This window comes from Burkholderia sp. JPY481 (assembly GCF_038900515.1).
Lineage (GTDB): Bacteria > Pseudomonadota > Gammaproteobacteria > Burkholderiales > Burkholderiaceae > Paraburkholderia > Paraburkholderia youngii.
Genome location: NZ_JAYMRT010000005.1, coordinates 118,961 through 136,119, shown reverse-complemented (window position 1 = coordinate 136,119; position 17,159 = coordinate 118,961). Strand labels below are relative to the sequence as shown.

The following is a 17,159-nucleotide window of genomic DNA, read 5'->3' as shown; positions in this document are numbered from 1 at the left end:
GTGCATTCCGAATAAATTTTTACAAAAATTATCTCTCGATCGATATGTAATCGTAATTTAAACGTAAAAATATTCCTGATATAAAGTGCTCGTCGTAAACGTCGTGGCAAGAGGTGACTCGCAGGGCCCAACAGGTGTGTAATATCGACTGGAACGTCTCTTTGGGAGCAGTCCCATGCTTCGGGTACTTGAGCCGGGCGACTACTTCGGCACTACCACCCTGCAATACAGGGATGATGGTATCTCGGTCGTGGAGACCCAATTCGCAACGGATCTCATCATTCCGCAGCACGAACATGTGAATCCGTTTTTCTGTTTCGTGCTGGACGGCTGCGGTACACGATCCTGGCCGTCACGCCGTGGCGAAGACGGGCCGATGTCACTGACGCTTTTCCCCGCAGGCGTACCGCACGCAAATTGCTGGTACGGGGCCGGCGGCAAGGCGCTCCATGTCGAATTCTCGTCCTCGTGGCTAGCGCGGCTTGGTGGTCGGACCCAAGTCCTCGATCGCCCGGATGACTTTGCCAGCGGAGCTCCGCTGTCGTTCATGCGCCGTCTGGTCCGCGAGTGCCATGAGCAGGATTCGGCTACGTCGCTGGCAGTCGAAGGGTTGGTACTCGAACTTCTTGCAGCATGCGAGCGGGCCGCCCCGCGCGCGGCGACGGTTGGCGGTTCGCGTCGATGGCTCGCTCGCGTGGAAGCACTACTGCACGATCGTTTTCGTGAGGCATTGACGTTGGACGAAATCGCTTCGGATAGCCATGTTTCCGCCGACCACCTCGCGCGGGAATTCCGCAAGCACTATGGCTGTACCGTCGGAGACTACGTGCGCCAGCTTCGGCTCGATTTCGCGTGCGCTCGATTGACCAGTGGACGCCATTCGCTCAAAGCGATTGCTCAGGCCGCCGGTTTCGCCGATCAAAGCCACTTTACGCGCGTGTTTCGGCGCAGGATGGGGCTGACACCGGGCGCGTACCGCGCGCAGTTGCTCGAAGATCGCTCCTGTACCAAAGATTGACGGTCCGGTACAAGACCAACAGAACTGGCAAGGCCTACAGTGGCTCGCATCTTCGACACGAACTAACGTTCATGGAGACTGATGTGAGCACCGATCCCTTTCCATATCTGACCCGCCTTAACGTTCTCTACTCCTTCGGCGAAGTCATCGACGTGCCTGCCCTCGTGGCGGCAAACGGCCATCCCTGGTACAACCAGACGCTGTGTCAGGTGAACCAGTCGGTAGTCCGGCTGGGTGTCGTGCAGGGCGAATATCATTGGCACAAACATGACGCGGAGGACGAATTCTTTTATGTTGTTAGCGGACGTTTCCTGATAGACCTTGAGGATCGGGTCGTCGATCTAGGCCAGGGACAGGCGTTTGTCGTGCAAAAAGGCCTGCTGCATCGCCCTCGAGCGCCTGAGAAAACGGTGATCCTGATGGTCGAGGCGGCGGGAATCGTTCCCACCGGTGACGCCTGATGCAGATCGTCAGCGAGGATCGGTCAGCGGTACGGTCTGGCCAGTCGCATCCAGACCAATTCCGCCGTCGCATATGATGGTTTGCCCAGTCATGAAGGAGTTCGAAATCAGAAATTCGATCGCCATGGCGACGTCGTCTGGCTGGCCAATTCGTCCTACTGGCGTTCTCGCCGCATAACCGGCAAAAGCGGATTGCTTGTCTTTCTCCGGCAGGAAGTCCCACCACGGCGTATCAATGACGCCAGGCGAAACCGCGTTAATCCGCAACGGGCGTAGCTCTGCCGCCAGGATCGGCACGATCGCGGCAATCGCCGCGTTCGCTGCGCCGAGGCCCGCTGTTCCGGGTATGGCCGAGTGTGCCGACACGGCAGAGAGAAAAGTGATACTTCCGGTTTTCGCAATCGACGCAAACGCCGCCTGGGCACACGCGAAATGAGGAAACACTTTCTCATCGAATCCCATACGCACCGCATCGAGACTGACGGCTGAAAACGGGCCGCCACCCTTGCCACTGCCGAGCGCGAGAACCAGGTGATCGATTGCGCCAATCTCGGCAAACGTGCCGGCGATGGTCGATGCATCGGATGCATCGAATCTCACCGTATTTGCAGCGCCGTGCAATGCTGCCTTCGCTTTGGCCAGTTTCGCGGAATCTCTCCCTGCAATCGTAACCGTGTATCTCCGATCCAATAGCCGGCTAGCTGTCGCGAAGCCAATGCCGGAGGAGCCGCCGACAATGAAGACATGTTGTGACATGGTTGAAGTTTCCGCTCTTTGAAACATGCCGGGTATCCGGAACCCAGGCGGGGCCGACATCGAAATTCGATGTGTCAATGTGCCAGCGACGGGTCCGTCAACTGAAAGCTGAGCTGACGCAGTCGCTTGCGAAGCGTGGGGTCGTAGGCGTCGGGATGAGCTCTGGCGAGCCTCGTGCCGTCGAAATAGAGGCCGGTACGGCCTTCCATTGCGGTTGTCGCCGCAAGATGAAGAACCGCGTCGGCGCCTTCCGCGACCGTGCTGAGCGGTGTGATTCCGCCATTCCTCACCATGGTTGTATCCATGAATGTGGCCGGATGCAGACAATTTGCCGTCACGCTGGTCTGCGCCAGTTCGTCGGCCAGATCGAAGGTGAACATGATTTGCGCGAGCTTGCTCTGGCAGTAGGCCGCGGTACCGCTATAGCCGCGGCTCAACATCACGTCGTCGAAATCGATCGGGCGTTGTCCCACGGAAGCGACATTGACAATCCGCGATCTCGAGCCCTTCAGCAAAAGAGGCAGCAGAAGCCTGGTCAGGGCAAAGCCCGCGAGGTAGTTCACGGCAAACCGCAATTCGATTCCATCCGCCGTGACTAGCCGGGTCGAGCCACGCGGACCGGTGTCGATGCCGGCGTTGTTGATGAGCAGGTCGAGTCGATCGTGCGCGCGTCCGATCGCGCTCGCCAGCGATCTAACTTCCGCGAACGTAGACAAATCAGCCGGATAAAAAGTAGCTTTGCCTCCCGCATCCGCTATCTCGCGAACGACGTGTTCGCCCCTTTCCATATTTCGCCCGTGAATGAGCACATGCGCGCCCTGGGCTGCGAGTCGCTTCGCGACGCAGCGTCCGAGTCCGTCGGTCGAGCCGGTAACCAGCACAAGCTTGTTCGTCATGTTCATGATTGAATAGACTGAAAGTTGGTTTGGTCTTCATCCTGTGCGCTTTGCCGCGCGACAAACAGTGCTGGATCGATACTGGTATAGGGAGCTACCACGATGACGATGAACGTCAGAACCGTCGCCGCCGAACGGCGCCGTTGCGAGCTGGGTGCATTTCTGAGGTCGCGGCGCGAGCACCTGAGTCCAGCCGCGGTCGGATTGCCTGACGGGTTTCGACGACGCACGCCGGGGCTGCGCCGCGAAGAAGTCGCGATGCTCGCGGACGTCGGCATCACGTGGTACACCTGGCTCGAACAGGGGCGCGACGTCCGCGCGTCCGAAGAGGTGCTGATCGCAATCGCGAATGCGTTGCGGCTGGACGCCGTTGAGCGGCGGCATCTGTTCGTACTGAGCGATCGTCCGTCGCCGGAACTCCAGTCGACGAATCCAGAAAAGCTCGAAGAGCCGGTGCAACGGATGCTCGCCAGTCTGTCAGGCCAGCCCGCTTACGTCACTGGCCGTCGCTGGGATATCCTGGGCTGGAATCGGGCCGCCACCTTGGTGTTCGGTGACTACGGTCAGCTTTCGGTGGATGAGCGCAATCTGATGTTCATGGTCTTCGCGAATGCGCGGCATCGCCGTTTGCTCGTTGACTGGGAGGACGTGGCGCGTGCGTCGCTAGCGATGTTCCGCAACGACAGTGCACGCTATGTGGGTGATCCTGATTTTGAACGGCTGATATCGACGCTGCGACACAGGAGCGACGAATTCAATGCGTGGTGGCGCAGGCATGAGGTGCTCAATCCGTTATCGAACATCAAGCGCATCAGGCATCCGCGCAAAGGCCTGATGGTCTTCGAATACACCAGTTTCGCGCTGCTGGACGGCTCCGATCGCAAGCTCACCGTCTACACGCCGCTTGATGAATGCAGGACCGCGGACAAGCTGGACGCTCTCATCGTGTCCGCCAGGCGCGAACTGTAAAGCATTGACGCAATCAATTCAGCGCGCGGGATGCCAGACTCAAGCAAATGAGGTGGATGGTGTTCTTTCCGAGTGCAGTCAACTGAGAGACTGAAGTTCGCAGCGCGATGCCCAGGATCTTCATCAGCCACGCCAGCGCAAATAACGCTCTCGCGCTCGCGGTCGGACACTGGCTTGCCGATAACGGCTGGGATGACTACTTCGTTGACCTCGAGCCGGTCGAGGATTTGGTTCATGACGAACGCTGGCAGGAGGCGCTCAAGTCTGCGGCCGACCGCTGCGAGGCCGTGCTGTTTCTGATTTCGCCCGCGTGGTGCGACTCTCGCTCGTGCCTGGCCCAGTTAACCCTTGCCAGGTTTCTGGGCAAGACAATCTTCGGTGTGCTCGTCGAGGCGATGCCGCTCGACGCCTTGCCGAAAGAGTTGACGGTGCGATGGCGGCTCTGTGATCTCGCCACTGGGACTCAACGCCAGAGCTTCCGGGTCTCGCATGAGCCGCTTGTTCCGGCAACTGAAGTCTCTTTCGCCAAAGCGGGGCTTGCCCGGCTCGAGTTTGGGCTGCGACAGGCCGGGTCCTCCCCGTCGGGCTTTCCGTGGCCGCCGGCTAACGATGCCAAGCGGCCCCCTTATCCAGGACTGAGAGCGCTGGAGGCCGAGGATGCGGCCGTGTTCTTTGGCCGGGACACGGCGGTCTTGCGCGGGCTCGATACGCTACGCAGCGTCCGTGAGCAGGGGGGCGAGCGGATGTTGGTGATCCTCGGCGCGTCCGGAGCGGGCAAGTCGTCCTTCCTGCGGGCGGGCCTGTGGCCGCGTCTGAAGTGCGATGACCGAAACTTTTTGCCGCTGCCTGTGATCCGGCCAGAGTGCGCTGTTCTTACCGGTGCCACGGGACTAGTCGTCAGTATCGAGCTCGCCTTTCAGGAACTCGCTGCACCCAGGACGCGCGCCGAGATCCGCCAGGCAGTTCAGACTCCTGATGGATTTGAGAAACTGCTTGGCCAGCTTCAAACGCTGCACTGCTCGCGGCTCGGATCAGATGCCGTGGCGCCGACCGTTCTGATCTGTATCGACCAGGGCGAGGAATTGTTCAGCGCAGAAGGCGAAGAGCAGTCTTCGCACTTCCTGTCCTTGCTTGCGAGGACGCTCGCGACGGCGGAAAACGGGGCGATTCAGGCGATCGGCAAACGGCAGCGTGCGCTTGCGGTCGTGGCGATCCGCACAGACGCTTACGAGCCATTGCAGAGCGCGCCAACGCTGCGCGGCATACCACCGCGCGTCTTCAGCCTCCCTCCATTCGAGCGCGCGGAATTCAAGGCGGTGATCGAGGGTCCTGCCGCGCGGGCTACCGCCGCCGGGCGTGAGCTGACGATCCAGCCAGCGCTGATCGAGCGGCTTCTTCACGATACTGAAGGGACAGACGCATTGCCCTTGCTGGCCTTTTCGCTCGAGCGGCTATTTACCGACTATGGCGCCACAGGAAGCTTCAGCCTGGCCGACTATCAGGCGATAGGGGGTATGCGCGGTTCCATCGAGGCCGCGGTCGAATCGGCATTTGCCGATCCCGGACGGGCGCCTGCTGTTCCAGCAGATAAGGCTGAGCGCGAGCGTCTACTGCGCGATGGCTTGATCCCATGGCTCGCGCACGTCGAACCGCTGACGCAACAGCGCAAGCGCCGTGTGGCACGCTGGGATGAGCTTCCCGAGTCCGCCCATGCCGTGCTGAAGCGTCTCATCCGGTATCGATTGCTATTGGAAGACCGACGCAAGGCCGAAGCTGGCGATGAGGAAATCACCATCGTTGAAATCGCGCACGAGGCGCTGTTACGGCAGTGGCCTGTCCTTACCACCTGGCTCGACGCGGACGCAGATGCGCTCAATACAGTCGACACCGTGCAGCGAGCGGCGCAGGAGTGGCAAAAGAACGGGCAGGGGACGGCCTGGCTAGCCCACGCCGGCGAGCGGCTGGCGAGCGCGGAAGCCATCCTGCAGCGGTCGGACTTCGAACGAATGCTGGGCGCGGATGGCCTTTCCTATTTGCGGGCTTGTCGCGGGCGCGAGGAGGGCGCACGCGCGGAGCGCGAGTCGCAGTTGCAGCGGATCGCTCACACACGGACAGCGTCTACGCAGCGAGTCATCCAGGTACTGATGGGCGTAATCGCGTTCATTCTGATTGCGACAGCAGGGTGGATCATTCACCAGACCCGGACGGTCGCGCGCCAGACTTCTGTTGTGCTGGTGTCGGCCGCGACGATGGCGAACGACGCGGGAATTTACGATCGCGCAATGCGCTTCGCGATACTGGCGATGCGCAAGAGTTGGCTTTCGCCGGGATCGGTTGACGCGGAGCTGGAGCTCATGCGCGGCGCGCAGGCATCGATGCAAATTGCGGTGCTCGGTGGGCATCAGGATGCGGTCGATTCCGCCGCGTTCAGCCCCGAAGGCAAGCGGGTGGTGACCGCGTCCTGGGATGGGACCGCGCGGGTGTGGGACGCGGCTACCGGCAAACAGATCGTGCAACTCAGCGGACATCAGGGTCTGATTTATTCCGCCGTCTTCGGCCCGGACGGCCGGCGCGTGGTGACCGCGTCCGCGGACAGGACCGCGCGGGTCTGGGACGCGGCGACGGGCAAACAGATCGCGCAGCTCCGCGGGCATCGGGACCTGGTTTATTCCGCCGCCTTCGGCCCGGACGGCCGGCGCGTGGTGACCGCGTCCGCGGACAGGACCGCGCGGGTTTGGGACGCAGCTACGGGCAAACAGATCGTGCAGCTCAACGGGCATCAGGGGCCGGTTTTCTCCGCGGTCTTCAGCCCGGACGGCCGGCGCGTGGTGACCGCGTCCGCGGACAGGACCGCGCGGGTGTGGGATGCAGCGACCGGTCACGTGATCGCGCAGCTCAGCGGGCATCGGGACCTGGTGAGCTCAGCGGCCTTCAGCCCGGATGGCCGGCGCGTGGTGACCGCGTCCGATGACAAGACCGCGCGGGTATGGGATGCCGCGACCGGTCACGTGATCGCGCAGCTCACAGGGCATCAGGGACCGGTTTTCTCCGCGGCCTTCAGCCCGGACGGCCGGCGCGTGGCGACTGCGTCCGATGACAAAACCGCGCGAGTGTGGGATGCGGCGACCGGCCACGCGATCACGCAGTTCAACGGACATCAGGGACCGATAAGCTCCGCCGTCTTCAGCCCGGACGGCCTGCGCGTGGTGACCGCCTCCGATGACAAGACCGCGCGGGTGTGGGATGCGGCGACCGGACAGACGATCGTGCAGCTGATCGGACACCAGGGGCCGGTAAACGTCGCCGTGTTCAGCCAGGACGGTCAGCGGGTGTTGACTGCATCGCGTGACAGGACCGCGCGCGCGTGGGACGCGGGCAAGGGGATCTTGCTGCTCAGCGGGCATCAGGAGCCGGTTGTTTTCGCCGCCTTCAGTCCGGACGGTCAGCGTGTGGTGACTGCGTCCCGTGATAGGACCGCGCGGGTGTGGGACGTCGCCACGGGCAAGCAGATTGCGCTGCTCAGCGGGCATCAGGGTTGGGTAGACTCCGCTGCGTTCAGCCCTGACGGCCAGCGGATAGTGACCGCGTCCGCGGATCAGACCGCGTGGATGTGGGATGCGGCCGCGGGCAGACAGATCGCCCAGCTCAGCGGGCATCACGGGGCAGTTTTTTCCGTCGTCTTCAGCCCGGACGGCCGGCGGGTGGTGACCGCGTCCGCGGATGGGACCGCGCGGGTGTGGGACGCGGCCACGGGCAAACAGATCCTGGTGCTCAGCGGGCATCAGGAGCCGGCAGATTCCGTCGCCTATAGTCCGGACGGCCAGCGGGTGGTGACTGCGTCCTGGGATGGGACCGCGCGGGTGTGGGACGCGGCCACGGGCAAACAGATCCTGGTGCTCAGCGGGCATCGCGGGACGGTTTTTTCCGCCGTCTTCAGCCCGGACGGCCGGCGCGTGCTGACCGCGTCCGCGGATGGGACCGCGCGAGTGTGGGACGCGGCGACGGGCAAACAGATCGGCCAGTTCAGCGGGCATCAGGGGGCGGTGGGTTCCGCCGCCTTCAGCCCGGACGGCCAGCGGGTAGTGACCGCGTCCGCGGATGGGACCGCGCGAGTGTGGGACGTGGCGACTGGCCAGGTGATCGCGCAACTCACCGGGCATCACGGAGCCGTGAGCTCCGCCGCCTTCAGCCCGGATGGCGAGCGGGTGGTGACCGCGTCCGCGGATCAGACCGCGCGGGTGTGGCCGATCCCTTGGCTTATGCAAAATCGAGGGCGGAGTTTGGCGATGGCGGTGTGCAAGGAAAGGCTTGTGGGAGCAAACTTGCTCACAACCGGTGATGGAGCCGCCCTTTCTCCCGTGCGCGGGCGCCAGGGCGAAAACGTATGTGGATCCTGATTTGCCGACCGGACGACAGGAGCATCGAATGAAGCCGACACGCAACGCCGATTCCGTCCCAGGCGAGTGGTACATCGACACAGCGTGCATCAATTGCGGTGCATCGCGTCACGTCGCGCCGGGGCTGATCGTCGAACGAAACGACAAGAGTGTCTTCTTGCGGCAGCCGGTTACGCCCGAAGAGCACGTCGACGCCTGGCGCGCGGTGCTCGTGTGTCCTACGGCCTCGGTACGGAGTGAAACGAAGCAGCCTCGTCCGGGTGCCGTGATCTTTCCACAGCCGATCACGTCGGCGGTGTGGCGCTGCGGATTTAACGCGCGGTCGTCGTTTGGCGCGCACTCTTACTTTGCGAGGCGCCCGGACGGCAATCTGCTGATCGACTCACCGCGCTACGCGGCGGAACTCGTGAAATGGTTCGACGACAACGGTGGTATCGCGCATATCCTTCTGTCGCATCGTGACGACGTCGCGGACGCGGATAAATACGCCCGTCATTTCGGCGCGCGCGTCTGGATTCACCGGGAAGACATGTCGGCTGCGCCTTACGCAACGGACTTGCTCGACGATGCATCGGCGACGGATATAGCCGCCGGCGTGCGCGCGATTCCTGTGCCCGGGCACACGCGCGGGAGCGTCGTGTACCTGCTCGACGACAGTGTGTTGTTCGCGGGTGATTCGCTTGCATGGAGCCCGCGCGCGCGGGACCTCGTCGCGTTCAGGGACGCGTGCTGGTATTCATGGTCTGAGCTCACCGAATCGCTTGGCAAGCTAGCCGCGTATCGCTTCGACTGGTTGCTTCCTGGTCACGGCTGGCCCACGCACTTGCCGGCCGAGGAAATGCGCACCCGCTTGCTCGCGTTGGTTGTTCGCATGCGGAAGGATTGAGGTTGACGGGCTTTCGTGGCGAGAAGTGCCGCAACGCAGGTAGGGCTGAGAGTGTGGTCTCGCGCTCCGCGCAGACCAGCCGTGAAAAACAAAAAACCCCGTAAGACTTTGATCTTACGGGGTTTCTCGAACTACATCGGCTTACGCCGGAACAACTTGTGGTGCCAGGAGAAGACTCGAATTAAACGCATAACCAATTGAAAAATAACAAGAAAAATGATTCAAATAACAGCGGTATACGTACCTGTATACGCAAAAAACTTGGACGTTAGCGGCGCGTTGGGGCTCTCGTGGGACCAATATTCGCTCGGGCCGACGCTACCCTAGATTCTCCGAAAAGCGAACCAGTGAGCTAAGACGGCCTTTTGGCGGCTCGCTCCTGCGGCATTGCGCCTCGTACAAACTGCGAGTCGCCCCCAATTGATCACAATCAGGTGTTGCTGAGTCGTCCGCACCCGTTCAAGCAACCATTAAGCCAGACCACCCCATCGTTCGAGAAATTCGCATTATGAGGAGTCGATACATTATTGGCTCCCGCTATTGGGCAGATGAAACCGAGCAAACTAAGCTGGAAGTAATGTTTCATGCGGCTTTTTCTTTCGGGTGGCTTTCAGTCATGGCAAGCGCTACATGCGAACTGGGTTTTCTCTGTCCCAAATGCAGTGTTCCGATGGAAGACTGCTGGGAAATCCTCGCCGCAGGTGAGGTTCACCGCCTCACTTGTCAGTGCTGCGGCGCCGTGTTTAACGGTTTGATCGTGGAGTGTGATGCGTGTGGGTCCGAGGACTTTATCTCTAGTACGTCAGAAATCGATGCTGAAGGGATTGCCTGCTCCTCCTGTGGTCATCGCAATCTCCGTGACGGAGTCGATGATGAAGAGCCTTATTTTTGAGCGCGGGCTCCTTATCGGCGGAGAGCGGGTTGTGCTCAGTCTTTTTAGGGCTCCCCCGGGGTTCGTTCTGGAGCGACGACTGATTGAAAGAGATCAATCGACATTCGTCCAGGTGCTTCCCATAACGGTTCCGTACGATGTCCAACGATTCGCCGTTGCAGATAACTATTCGAAAGAACTCGCCCCGTTGTATTACGAGGTTCGGCGTCAACTTCTAGAAAGTCGCACGCTCGGATAGCTGGAGAGATCGGGAAGAGATGGCCACCCAACTGACGCCCCCCGACCTAAGCGTCCTTTTTGAAAGGCTCATCACCGCCAGCGGCGATTGCGAATTGGCCGATTACGTGAAGGCCATAGTCAGCGCACTGGGCGGAGACTCGTACGTCTTCGTCGCCATTTACCCCGGAGTGTCGACGGCGGCCCGTCCTACGCATCGTTTTTTGATCGGCTGCAGCCCCGAATGGTGCCAGATGTACAACACCAATAAGTGGTATATGACCGATCCATTTTTGGAGTACGCGCGAAGCAACACTGCCCCAATCACAGGTTCGGAGATTGCGCTTGAGACGCAAGGCCAGTGTGAAATGCTTGCAGCCGCGAGTGAACATGGCTTCAGAAGTGGAATGGTCGTTCCCGTCCACACGAGCGTTTCAGACCGTCTGGGCGTTCTGTACATCGGTTCCGACGATAGCCAGGAAATCGGGGAAAAAAAGCTCGCTGCACATCGGTTGTACTTCAGGGCGCTCGCCTTGGAGCTACTGGATTGGTTCAATCGAGTCTCAAAGCGCGAGCTAGTTGAGGCGCATGGAATTACCGAAATGGATCTTCGTGTAATGGGCTACTTGAAGATGGGATTTACTGCTGAAGATATTGCTCGCGAATTAGATGTTTCTATTCAGACGGTCTACGGAAATTTTAAAAAGATAAAAGACAAGATTGGGGTTTCTCATATTTCGGAAGCGGTTAAGTTCGCTCAGGTAAATGACCTTCTGGCGTAACTCGTATAGCGCATTTTGGTTATCACTAACTTTGCCGATAGCCGCGGCTGGTCTGTTCCTTATCGAACAACCGTGGGTGTTCGCGATGATCGTCCTTCTTCTTGTTCCTATGCTGGACGCGGCGATAGGTCGTGGTGCTCCGGGAGCGGGGAAAGTCTTCGATAAAAAAATTGAGGATCAGGTGCCGTGTTGGTTCGCGGTCGCGTGGATGGTCGCGATGGGAGTCGGCGCATGGCGCGCAAGCATGTCGTCTTGGATAGAGTTGATCGGACTTGCGACAGCTTGCGGATTACTCAGCGCGACCGCGATGGCGCACCTTCATGAACTTGCGCATCGACCGAATAGATTCTGGAGGGAGACAAGTGACATCGCATTCGCCGTCGCCGGCTATCCGCACTATCGATTCGCACATCAACTACATCATCAACACGTGGGAAATCCGAAGTTCGGTTCGGCGGCGCAGTTGGGAACGTCGGCGTGGCGCCATGCCGGTAGATCCTACACGGCTGCCTTTACCTCTTCACTCTCTCCGCAGTCATATCGTGATGGGAAGGTACCGTTGAGTTTGTTTAGAAATCTAATTTTCTCCTCCTCTCTATTGGTCATAGCAGCGGTTCTGCAAGGTCGGGTTGCAATCTTCTATATTGGCTATTCCATTGTTAGCATCTTTGTTGTCGAAACAGTGGGGTATATACAGCATTACGGTATCGCCGCGGATTCCTCCCATCCCGCGATAACAGCTTGGGACGTCGACTTCTGGCTGTCGAACTGTCTGCTTGTCAATAACGGATTTCACAACGCTCACCATCGCGAAAGTGAAGTGAGATATTTGAATCTCAGTTCGCAAGGCGTCGCTATGCCCGCAGGCTACTTTCAGATGCTTTGGTTAGCGCTGTTTCCGCCGGCTTGGTACTACCTAATGGATCGACGCGCAAAGATCTTACTCACGCGTCAATGACGTCGGCGTCTCGCTCTCAGAAATCAAACGCTTTGCGACCGTAGCAAGATATGATGAATCTAATGTCTCAAGTTCGACCTCTATAGGACAGCCGCTACGCGAGTAGTTTTTTTTCGTGGAGCGCGAGTATGCAGGATCATAATAATCGAGCATGATGCTCTCGAACAAGGCGACGATGTCATGTCGCTCAGCTAGCGACACCCATTTTTGTAGGGTTACGCCGCTTATAAGGGCTTTTAGATAGCTTAGGCGGGCGACTAGACCCTCGGGGTCTTTTTCAAAGTGGGGATACTCGCGACGCCACATTTCGATTCGCTCGTGCATTGGCGTTTTGACTGAAAACAAACGTCCCTCATGCATTCGATCGAACAGCGCAGTAGGCAATTGGACCTGCCCAATACGTTTGCTCTCACCTTCAATCCAGACGCGTTTCGAAGAGTCCAGCCGATAAAGCTCGGCAAGCAACATGCTGTCGAATAGCTTCTGAGTGGGTTGTTGTCGTCCGGGAATTGCCCCAATGATCGATCCTCGGTGCGAGGCGAGAGCTTCGAGGTCGATGATCTGTGCACCAGACTCTCTCAAAGCAATCAACAAACGCGTCTTCCCGCATCCTGTGGGACCGGAAAGCACATTGAACTGCAAGCGGGTAGGGATCTCTTCAAGAGTTTCACGAACCCAGCTCCGATATCCTTTCCAACCCTTCGGGAGCCGTTCGACCTTGTAGCCAATTGTTTCTAACGTGTCTGCCCAAAGCTTGCTTCGTTTCCCACCCCGGAAGCAATAAACCAGAATTGACATTTTTCGACTTGGCCGAAAATACGGAAGCTCGAGGTGACGCGCAATGTTTTTTAAAGAATAGGCGACGCCGATCTGATACGCGCGCATAGGATCGGTTCGATGCGTAGTACCGACTTCGGCGTACTCATCATCGAATACAACGGGCAGGTTTATCGCGCCTGGCAAATGGTCTTCGGCGAACTCACGCGGGCTCCTCGCATCAATCACCAGGTCAAACTTCTTCAAAGCATCCACGTCGTACATGTTTTGCCTCAGTTATCACATTGACGGTTAAAAGTCAATGTAGTTTGGTATGGTCCCGATCCCTCAGCCAGCGAACTAGACTTTTTCTTGCCGCGCTGCGTCCGACAACAGGTGCTGCCAGGCCGGCTCGTACGACCGTTCTACTACTACCGGCCGTCAGAGTGTCATGTCTGACTTCAGGATACGCCGCCCCAACGGGGCGCTGTAGTAATCGAATGAGGGAAGTGCGGGAATTGCAGGTCAACGCTAAGGGACCGTGCTGCACATTTGGATCGGCCGGACGATCGATGTCGCCGTCCGGTTTGATTTGTGGCAAGTAACGGGGAACTGATGCGGCAGAACGCTGCAGGCGATGAGGACGATCATGGATCACTCAGAGAACCCATGTCAGCCAGCAGGAGCACGCGACGATAGCACCGTAGCGCTTGCTCCAAATTCACTGCAGAGGCGCGTCGACCAGGCCGAGGCTGACGTTCGCCGCCTAACGGAGCAATTGAGAGGGAAGGAGCGACAACTGTGCGATATGGGAAAGGCGTTGCTTCGTACGGTGGCCGTGCATCATGCGATAGAAGAGCGACAGGAGCAGGAGCTCGAGTCGTTGCGTGCGATGGCCCCGTCATGGAGGGCGTTGCAATGCGCCTGCGAGGAGCAGTCGGAGCATTCTTACGGGATCACCGTTCGGCTGCCGTTTATTACCGAGATTCTTTCCGGAATGTTTGATGTCATGCAGATTTTCTGGTCCGACTATGACGAGAACAATCCGCCCAAGTCGTCCGTCGTAGCGCGGGCCATCGACGAACGGTTGAATCTGAAAGCTCAACCCGACGGCGAGGCGTCTCGAAGCGCGCAGACCTATGCGTCAGCAATCCGACCTGACTGGCTGAAGGAGACGGGCAGGCGATACCCGAGGTCGCGCTCCTGACGGAGTGTCCTGACGGTAAGACGGACTTCCCCGTCTGTGCTTCCTGTTGCTTGAATCGGATCTGTGCCGGGCTGATCCGCACAAAGCCAGGAGGACGGAAGTCATGTCGGATTCGATACGTGTGGCAGGCGCGATCCTGCGCCGCAAGCAGGTCGAGCAGGTCGTTGGCCTGTCCCGTTCCACCATCTATCAGCGCATCAAGGACGGAACGTTCCCGAGGCCCTTATCGCTGGGCGGCCGAATGGTCGGATGGCGAGCGTCGGATATCGAACTATTCCTGGTCGATCCGGCCGGCTATCGCGCGGCCAGTTCATCCGACGGGGAGCACGATGATGATTGATCCATCCCGTGCGTCCCTGGAGTTCCGTCTCGATAACTGGGCCAATGCGCCACGTGGCGCCTACGATCCGATCGACGCAGCCAGGATCGAGGCAGCTTGGCGATGTCTCGATCCTCGTCACAGGGAACTGCTTCGTGTGGTGTTCCTGTGGCACGCCGGTCGCGAAGTGGCCTGTCGCCGCCTCAGGATTCCGCGCCATCCGCGCAGTCGTTACGAGCTGGAGCTCGCTGCCGCCGAGCACGCGCTCGCCCGACTGCTGGAGACCAAACGGCCGTAAAAGATATTTCCGGAATTTGCCGGATACCCCCGGAAACTGACGGACGTTAGAACGGAAATACCGGGGAATTTTGACACTTGCCTCACCGCAAAATCACACCTAGAGTGCAGTCAACAACCTGTTTCCGGTCGACGCGCAAATGCGCGACCGAGTACGCGCCAGCGGCCCCGATGTCCCGACGTATGTGTGTGGGCGTAGTGGTCGCAATGCGAGCCAAGCCTGTGAACCTCATGGTCGCAGGCTTTTTTTCTGCTGATCCCCCTTGAACTCGCGGCGTGCCTCCCCGGCCTCGCGGGTTTCTTTTTCCGCACACATCCGTTCCGGTACATCGGTGCGCAACGGATTGAATCGATGGAAGGTGGATCATGAAGATGGATCGTTTCGTTCTCTGGTGTTGTGAACTGCGCACGATGCGAGGTATTGCGCGGCGCTGGTCGCTTGCGCTGGCACTGCTCGCCGGCACCTCGTTTTTCGCGCCGGGCGTGGCACATGCGGACGACTGGGGCTGCCAGGTCATGCTCTGCCTGTCGAACCCCGGCGGCCCCGAGCAGTATGGCGAATGCGTGCCGCCGATCGAGAAGCTATGGCGCGCGCTACGGCACGGCGACCCATTTCCGACCTGTGATTTCGGTGCGGGCGGGGCGCACGGTACGTCTGCCACCAGCAAGTTCGCGAGCGGCGGTTATTGTCGCGAAGATCTGCTGGTTTGGGGCGGTCCGGAGCAGAGCGAACTGCTGTGTCGCGCAACCGGTGCCATCAACGTCACGATTGACGGCCAGCTCTATACGCGCGTCTGGTGGGACGTCGGCGGACAGGGACCAACGATCACTGAATTCTATGGGGCAGGCAGTACGCAAGCGCCTTATGACCCTACACGGTCCGCGGCGCTCTTCCTGCAGCGCGTCGACGAGCAGTGGGATCGCTTCGGCGGGGGAAACTGATCATGTCTCTCGACTTTATGGCACTCGCGCAGCAATGCGCGCCGCAGATCGCGCCGGTCACGATGGCCGCGATCGTGCACACTGAGTCCGGATTCAATCCCTATGCGATCGGCGTGGTGCATGGCCGGCTACTGCGGCAGCCATCGAATGCCGCCGAAGCGATGGCAACGGTGCGCGCGCTGGAGGCGACGAGCTGGAACTTCAGCGTCGGACTCGCGCAGGTGAATCGCGCGAACTGGCGGGCATATGGCCTGACTGCCGGGAACGCTTTCGAGCCGTGCCGCAACCTGGCGGCGGGCGCCGCGATCCTGCAAGGCTGCTTCGTCGCGGCGCGGAACCGGCAGGGCTATGCAGACGCCGATTCCCAGTCTGATTTGCAGACCGCGCTACGCGCGAGCCTGTCCTGCTATGTGAGTGGCAATTTTTCGACCGGCTACCGGACGGGGTATGTACAGCGCGTCGTGGACAACGCGGCGGATCGGTTGCCATTGCCGCCGGGCGTACCGGCGATCCTCCCCCTCCCGGTCGTGCCTGTCGACTCTGCGACGCCGGTTCGCCCAGCTCGCTCCCTCTCTGTCATTCGACAGCCATCGCGGCACGCCCGCAATGGAGAGACTGACACATCACCCGCGAAGGATCAGCGGCATGAGCCGGACAGCAGTGCCGTGGTGTTCTAACCCGTCGTTCTGAAGAGTCAGATAGTGATCGATTGAACAGGAGCCGGTCATGTACTTAGGAATACTTTGTAAATCACGAAAATTCGGCATGTGGACGATGCGATGGCTGTCCGGCCGAACGGCTGCGTGGGAGACCGCGATCGCCACTTCGTTCCTGATGTTGGCGGCGCCGGCATGGGCACAGCTTTCCCAGGTCAATACGCTGCTGAGCACGATCCAGACGACGTTGCTGGGCGTGGGTGGTGTGATCTGCTCGATCTCCATCATCTGGGCGGGCTTCCGGATGATGTTCCAGCATGCCCGGTTCGGTGATATTGCGAACGTCTTTATCGGCGGTCTCTTCGTCGGTTGCGCGACCGTTATCGCTAGCATGTTGATTCCGGCAGGTTGATCCAGGGGCGCCGAACCATGCACTCGCTGAAGGATCCCGTCTTCAAAGGCTGCACGCGTCCCGCGATGCTCTGGGGCGTGCCGCTCGTGTCGTTTCTGGTGATCGGCGGTGGCATGCTGATCCCGGCCATCTGGGCACTACTCGCCAGCCCCCCGTTGGGTGTTGCGATTCTGTTCCTGATGATTCCCGTGTTCGTCGCGATGCGCATGATCACGCGCTATGACGATCAGCGCCTCGCGCAGTATTCGCTACGCGCTCGCATGGTGCTGCGCCAAGGCAACCGCCGCTTCTGGGGCATGCATTCCTACGTACCGGTCCTCCTGAAGAGGAGGGCGTGAT

General features: G+C 59.9%; 17 protein-coding genes. 14 read left to right on the top strand and 3 right to left on the bottom strand.

Annotated features, from left to right (window positions below):
* Window positions 1-175: 175 nt before the first annotated feature.
* Together VSR82_RS15065 and VSR82_RS15060 are read left to right on the top strand one after the other, a co-directional pair.
* Entirely contained in the window at window positions 176-1,018 is an 843-nt protein-coding gene (locus VSR82_RS15065) for a helix-turn-helix domain-containing protein (RefSeq protein ID WP_429459844.1), read from the top strand.
* An 83-nt stretch (window positions 1,019-1,101) separates the two neighbouring features.
* On the top strand, window positions 1,102-1,479 hold the full coding sequence (locus tag VSR82_RS15060) for a cupin domain-containing protein (protein ID WP_368582783.1): 378 nt from the start codon (window positions 1,102-1,104) through the stop codon (window positions 1,477-1,479).
* A gap of 9 nt (window positions 1,480-1,488) precedes the next feature.
* On the opposite strand, the gene VSR82_RS15055 is transcribed toward VSR82_RS15060, so the two are convergent.
* Together VSR82_RS15055 and VSR82_RS15050 are read right to left on the bottom strand one after the other, a co-directional pair.
* Window positions 1,489-2,262 carry an SDR family oxidoreductase gene (locus tag VSR82_RS15055; protein WP_498857883.1) on the bottom strand — a complete coding sequence of 258 codons (774 nt, stop codon included), beginning with the start codon at window positions 2,260-2,262 and terminating at the stop codon, window positions 1,489-1,491.
* Between the two features lie 47 nt (window positions 2,263-2,309).
* Complete coding sequence (locus VSR82_RS15050; protein ID WP_429459839.1) at window positions 2,310-3,137, bottom strand: SDR family NAD(P)-dependent oxidoreductase; 828 nt, start codon at window positions 3,135-3,137, stop codon at window positions 2,310-2,312.
* 102 nt (window positions 3,138-3,239) lie between these two features.
* Between VSR82_RS15050 and VSR82_RS15045 the strand changes: the two genes are divergently transcribed.
* The 5 genes from VSR82_RS15045 (at window position 3,240) to VSR82_RS15025 (ending at window position 12,231) form a co-directional block, all read left to right on the top strand.
* Window positions 3,240-4,100 (top strand): helix-turn-helix transcriptional regulator, encoded by an 861-nt coding sequence (locus tag VSR82_RS15045; RefSeq protein WP_498857882.1) that lies wholly within the window; start codon window positions 3,240-3,242, stop codon window positions 4,098-4,100.
* 107 nt (window positions 4,101-4,207) lie between these two features.
* Complete coding sequence (locus VSR82_RS15040) at window positions 4,208-8,497, top strand: nSTAND1 domain-containing NTPase (protein WP_498857881.1); 4,290 nt, start codon at window positions 4,208-4,210, stop codon at window positions 8,495-8,497.
* Between the two features lie 28 nt (window positions 8,498-8,525).
* Complete coding sequence (locus tag VSR82_RS15035; RefSeq protein ID WP_368582789.1) at window positions 8,526-9,383, top strand: MBL fold metallo-hydrolase; 858 nt, start codon at window positions 8,526-8,528, stop codon at window positions 9,381-9,383.
* A gap of 1,149 nt (window positions 9,384-10,532) precedes the next feature.
* Window positions 10,533-11,273: a helix-turn-helix transcriptional regulator gene (locus VSR82_RS15030; protein ID WP_498857880.1), complete on the top strand. Its 741-nt coding sequence runs from the start codon at window positions 10,533-10,535 to the stop codon at window positions 11,271-11,273.
* Window positions 11,257-12,231: a fatty acid desaturase gene (locus VSR82_RS15025; protein ID WP_498857879.1), complete on the top strand. Its 975-nt coding sequence runs from the start codon at window positions 11,257-11,259 to the stop codon at window positions 12,229-12,231. Before VSR82_RS15030 ends, VSR82_RS15025 begins: the two co-directional genes overlap by 17 nt.
* On the opposite strand, the gene mnmH is transcribed toward VSR82_RS15025, so the two are convergent.
* A complete protein-coding gene (mnmH, locus tag VSR82_RS15020; protein ID WP_498857878.1) occupies window positions 12,214-13,272 on the bottom strand; it encodes a tRNA 2-selenouridine(34) synthase MnmH in 1,059 nt (352 codons plus the stop codon). The two genes, VSR82_RS15025 and mnmH, sit on opposite strands and share 18 nt — an antisense overlap.
* A gap of 523 nt (window positions 13,273-13,795) precedes the next feature.
* Here mnmH and VSR82_RS15015 point away from each other — a divergent pair.
* The 7 genes from VSR82_RS15015 (at window position 13,796) to VSR82_RS14985 (ending at window position 17,158) form a co-directional block, all read left to right on the top strand.
* Window positions 13,796-14,194, top strand: coding sequence for a hypothetical protein (locus VSR82_RS15015; RefSeq protein ID WP_498857877.1), 399 nt, complete (start codon window positions 13,796-13,798; stop codon window positions 14,192-14,194).
* A 103-nt stretch (window positions 14,195-14,297) separates the two neighbouring features.
* Window positions 14,298-14,534 (top strand): helix-turn-helix transcriptional regulator, encoded by a 237-nt coding sequence (locus tag VSR82_RS15010; RefSeq protein ID WP_498857876.1) that lies wholly within the window; start codon window positions 14,298-14,300, stop codon window positions 14,532-14,534.
* On the top strand, window positions 14,527-14,811 hold the full coding sequence (locus VSR82_RS15005) for a hypothetical protein (RefSeq protein ID WP_498857875.1): 285 nt from the start codon (window positions 14,527-14,529) through the stop codon (window positions 14,809-14,811). Before VSR82_RS15010 ends, VSR82_RS15005 begins: the two co-directional genes overlap by 8 nt.
* A gap of 365 nt (window positions 14,812-15,176) precedes the next feature.
* The gene (locus VSR82_RS15000; protein WP_498857874.1) at window positions 15,177-15,752 is read left to right on the top strand and encodes a hypothetical protein; all 576 of its coding nucleotides are present in this window, start codon (window positions 15,177-15,179) and stop codon (window positions 15,750-15,752) included.
* A gap of 17 nt (window positions 15,753-15,769) precedes the next feature.
* Window positions 15,770-16,429: a lytic transglycosylase domain-containing protein gene (locus VSR82_RS14995; protein ID WP_498857873.1), complete on the top strand. Its 660-nt coding sequence runs from the start codon at window positions 15,770-15,772 to the stop codon at window positions 16,427-16,429.
* Between the two features lie 97 nt (window positions 16,430-16,526).
* Window positions 16,527-16,820, top strand: coding sequence for a TrbC/VirB2 family protein (locus VSR82_RS14990; protein WP_498857920.1), 294 nt, complete (start codon window positions 16,527-16,529; stop codon window positions 16,818-16,820).
* Window positions 16,821-16,837: 17 nt separating this feature from the next.
* Window positions 16,838-17,158 carry a VirB3 family type IV secretion system protein gene (locus tag VSR82_RS14985; RefSeq protein ID WP_498857872.1) on the top strand — a complete coding sequence of 107 codons (321 nt, stop codon included), beginning with the start codon at window positions 16,838-16,840 and terminating at the stop codon, window positions 17,156-17,158.
* Window position 17,159 lies beyond the last annotated feature (1 nt).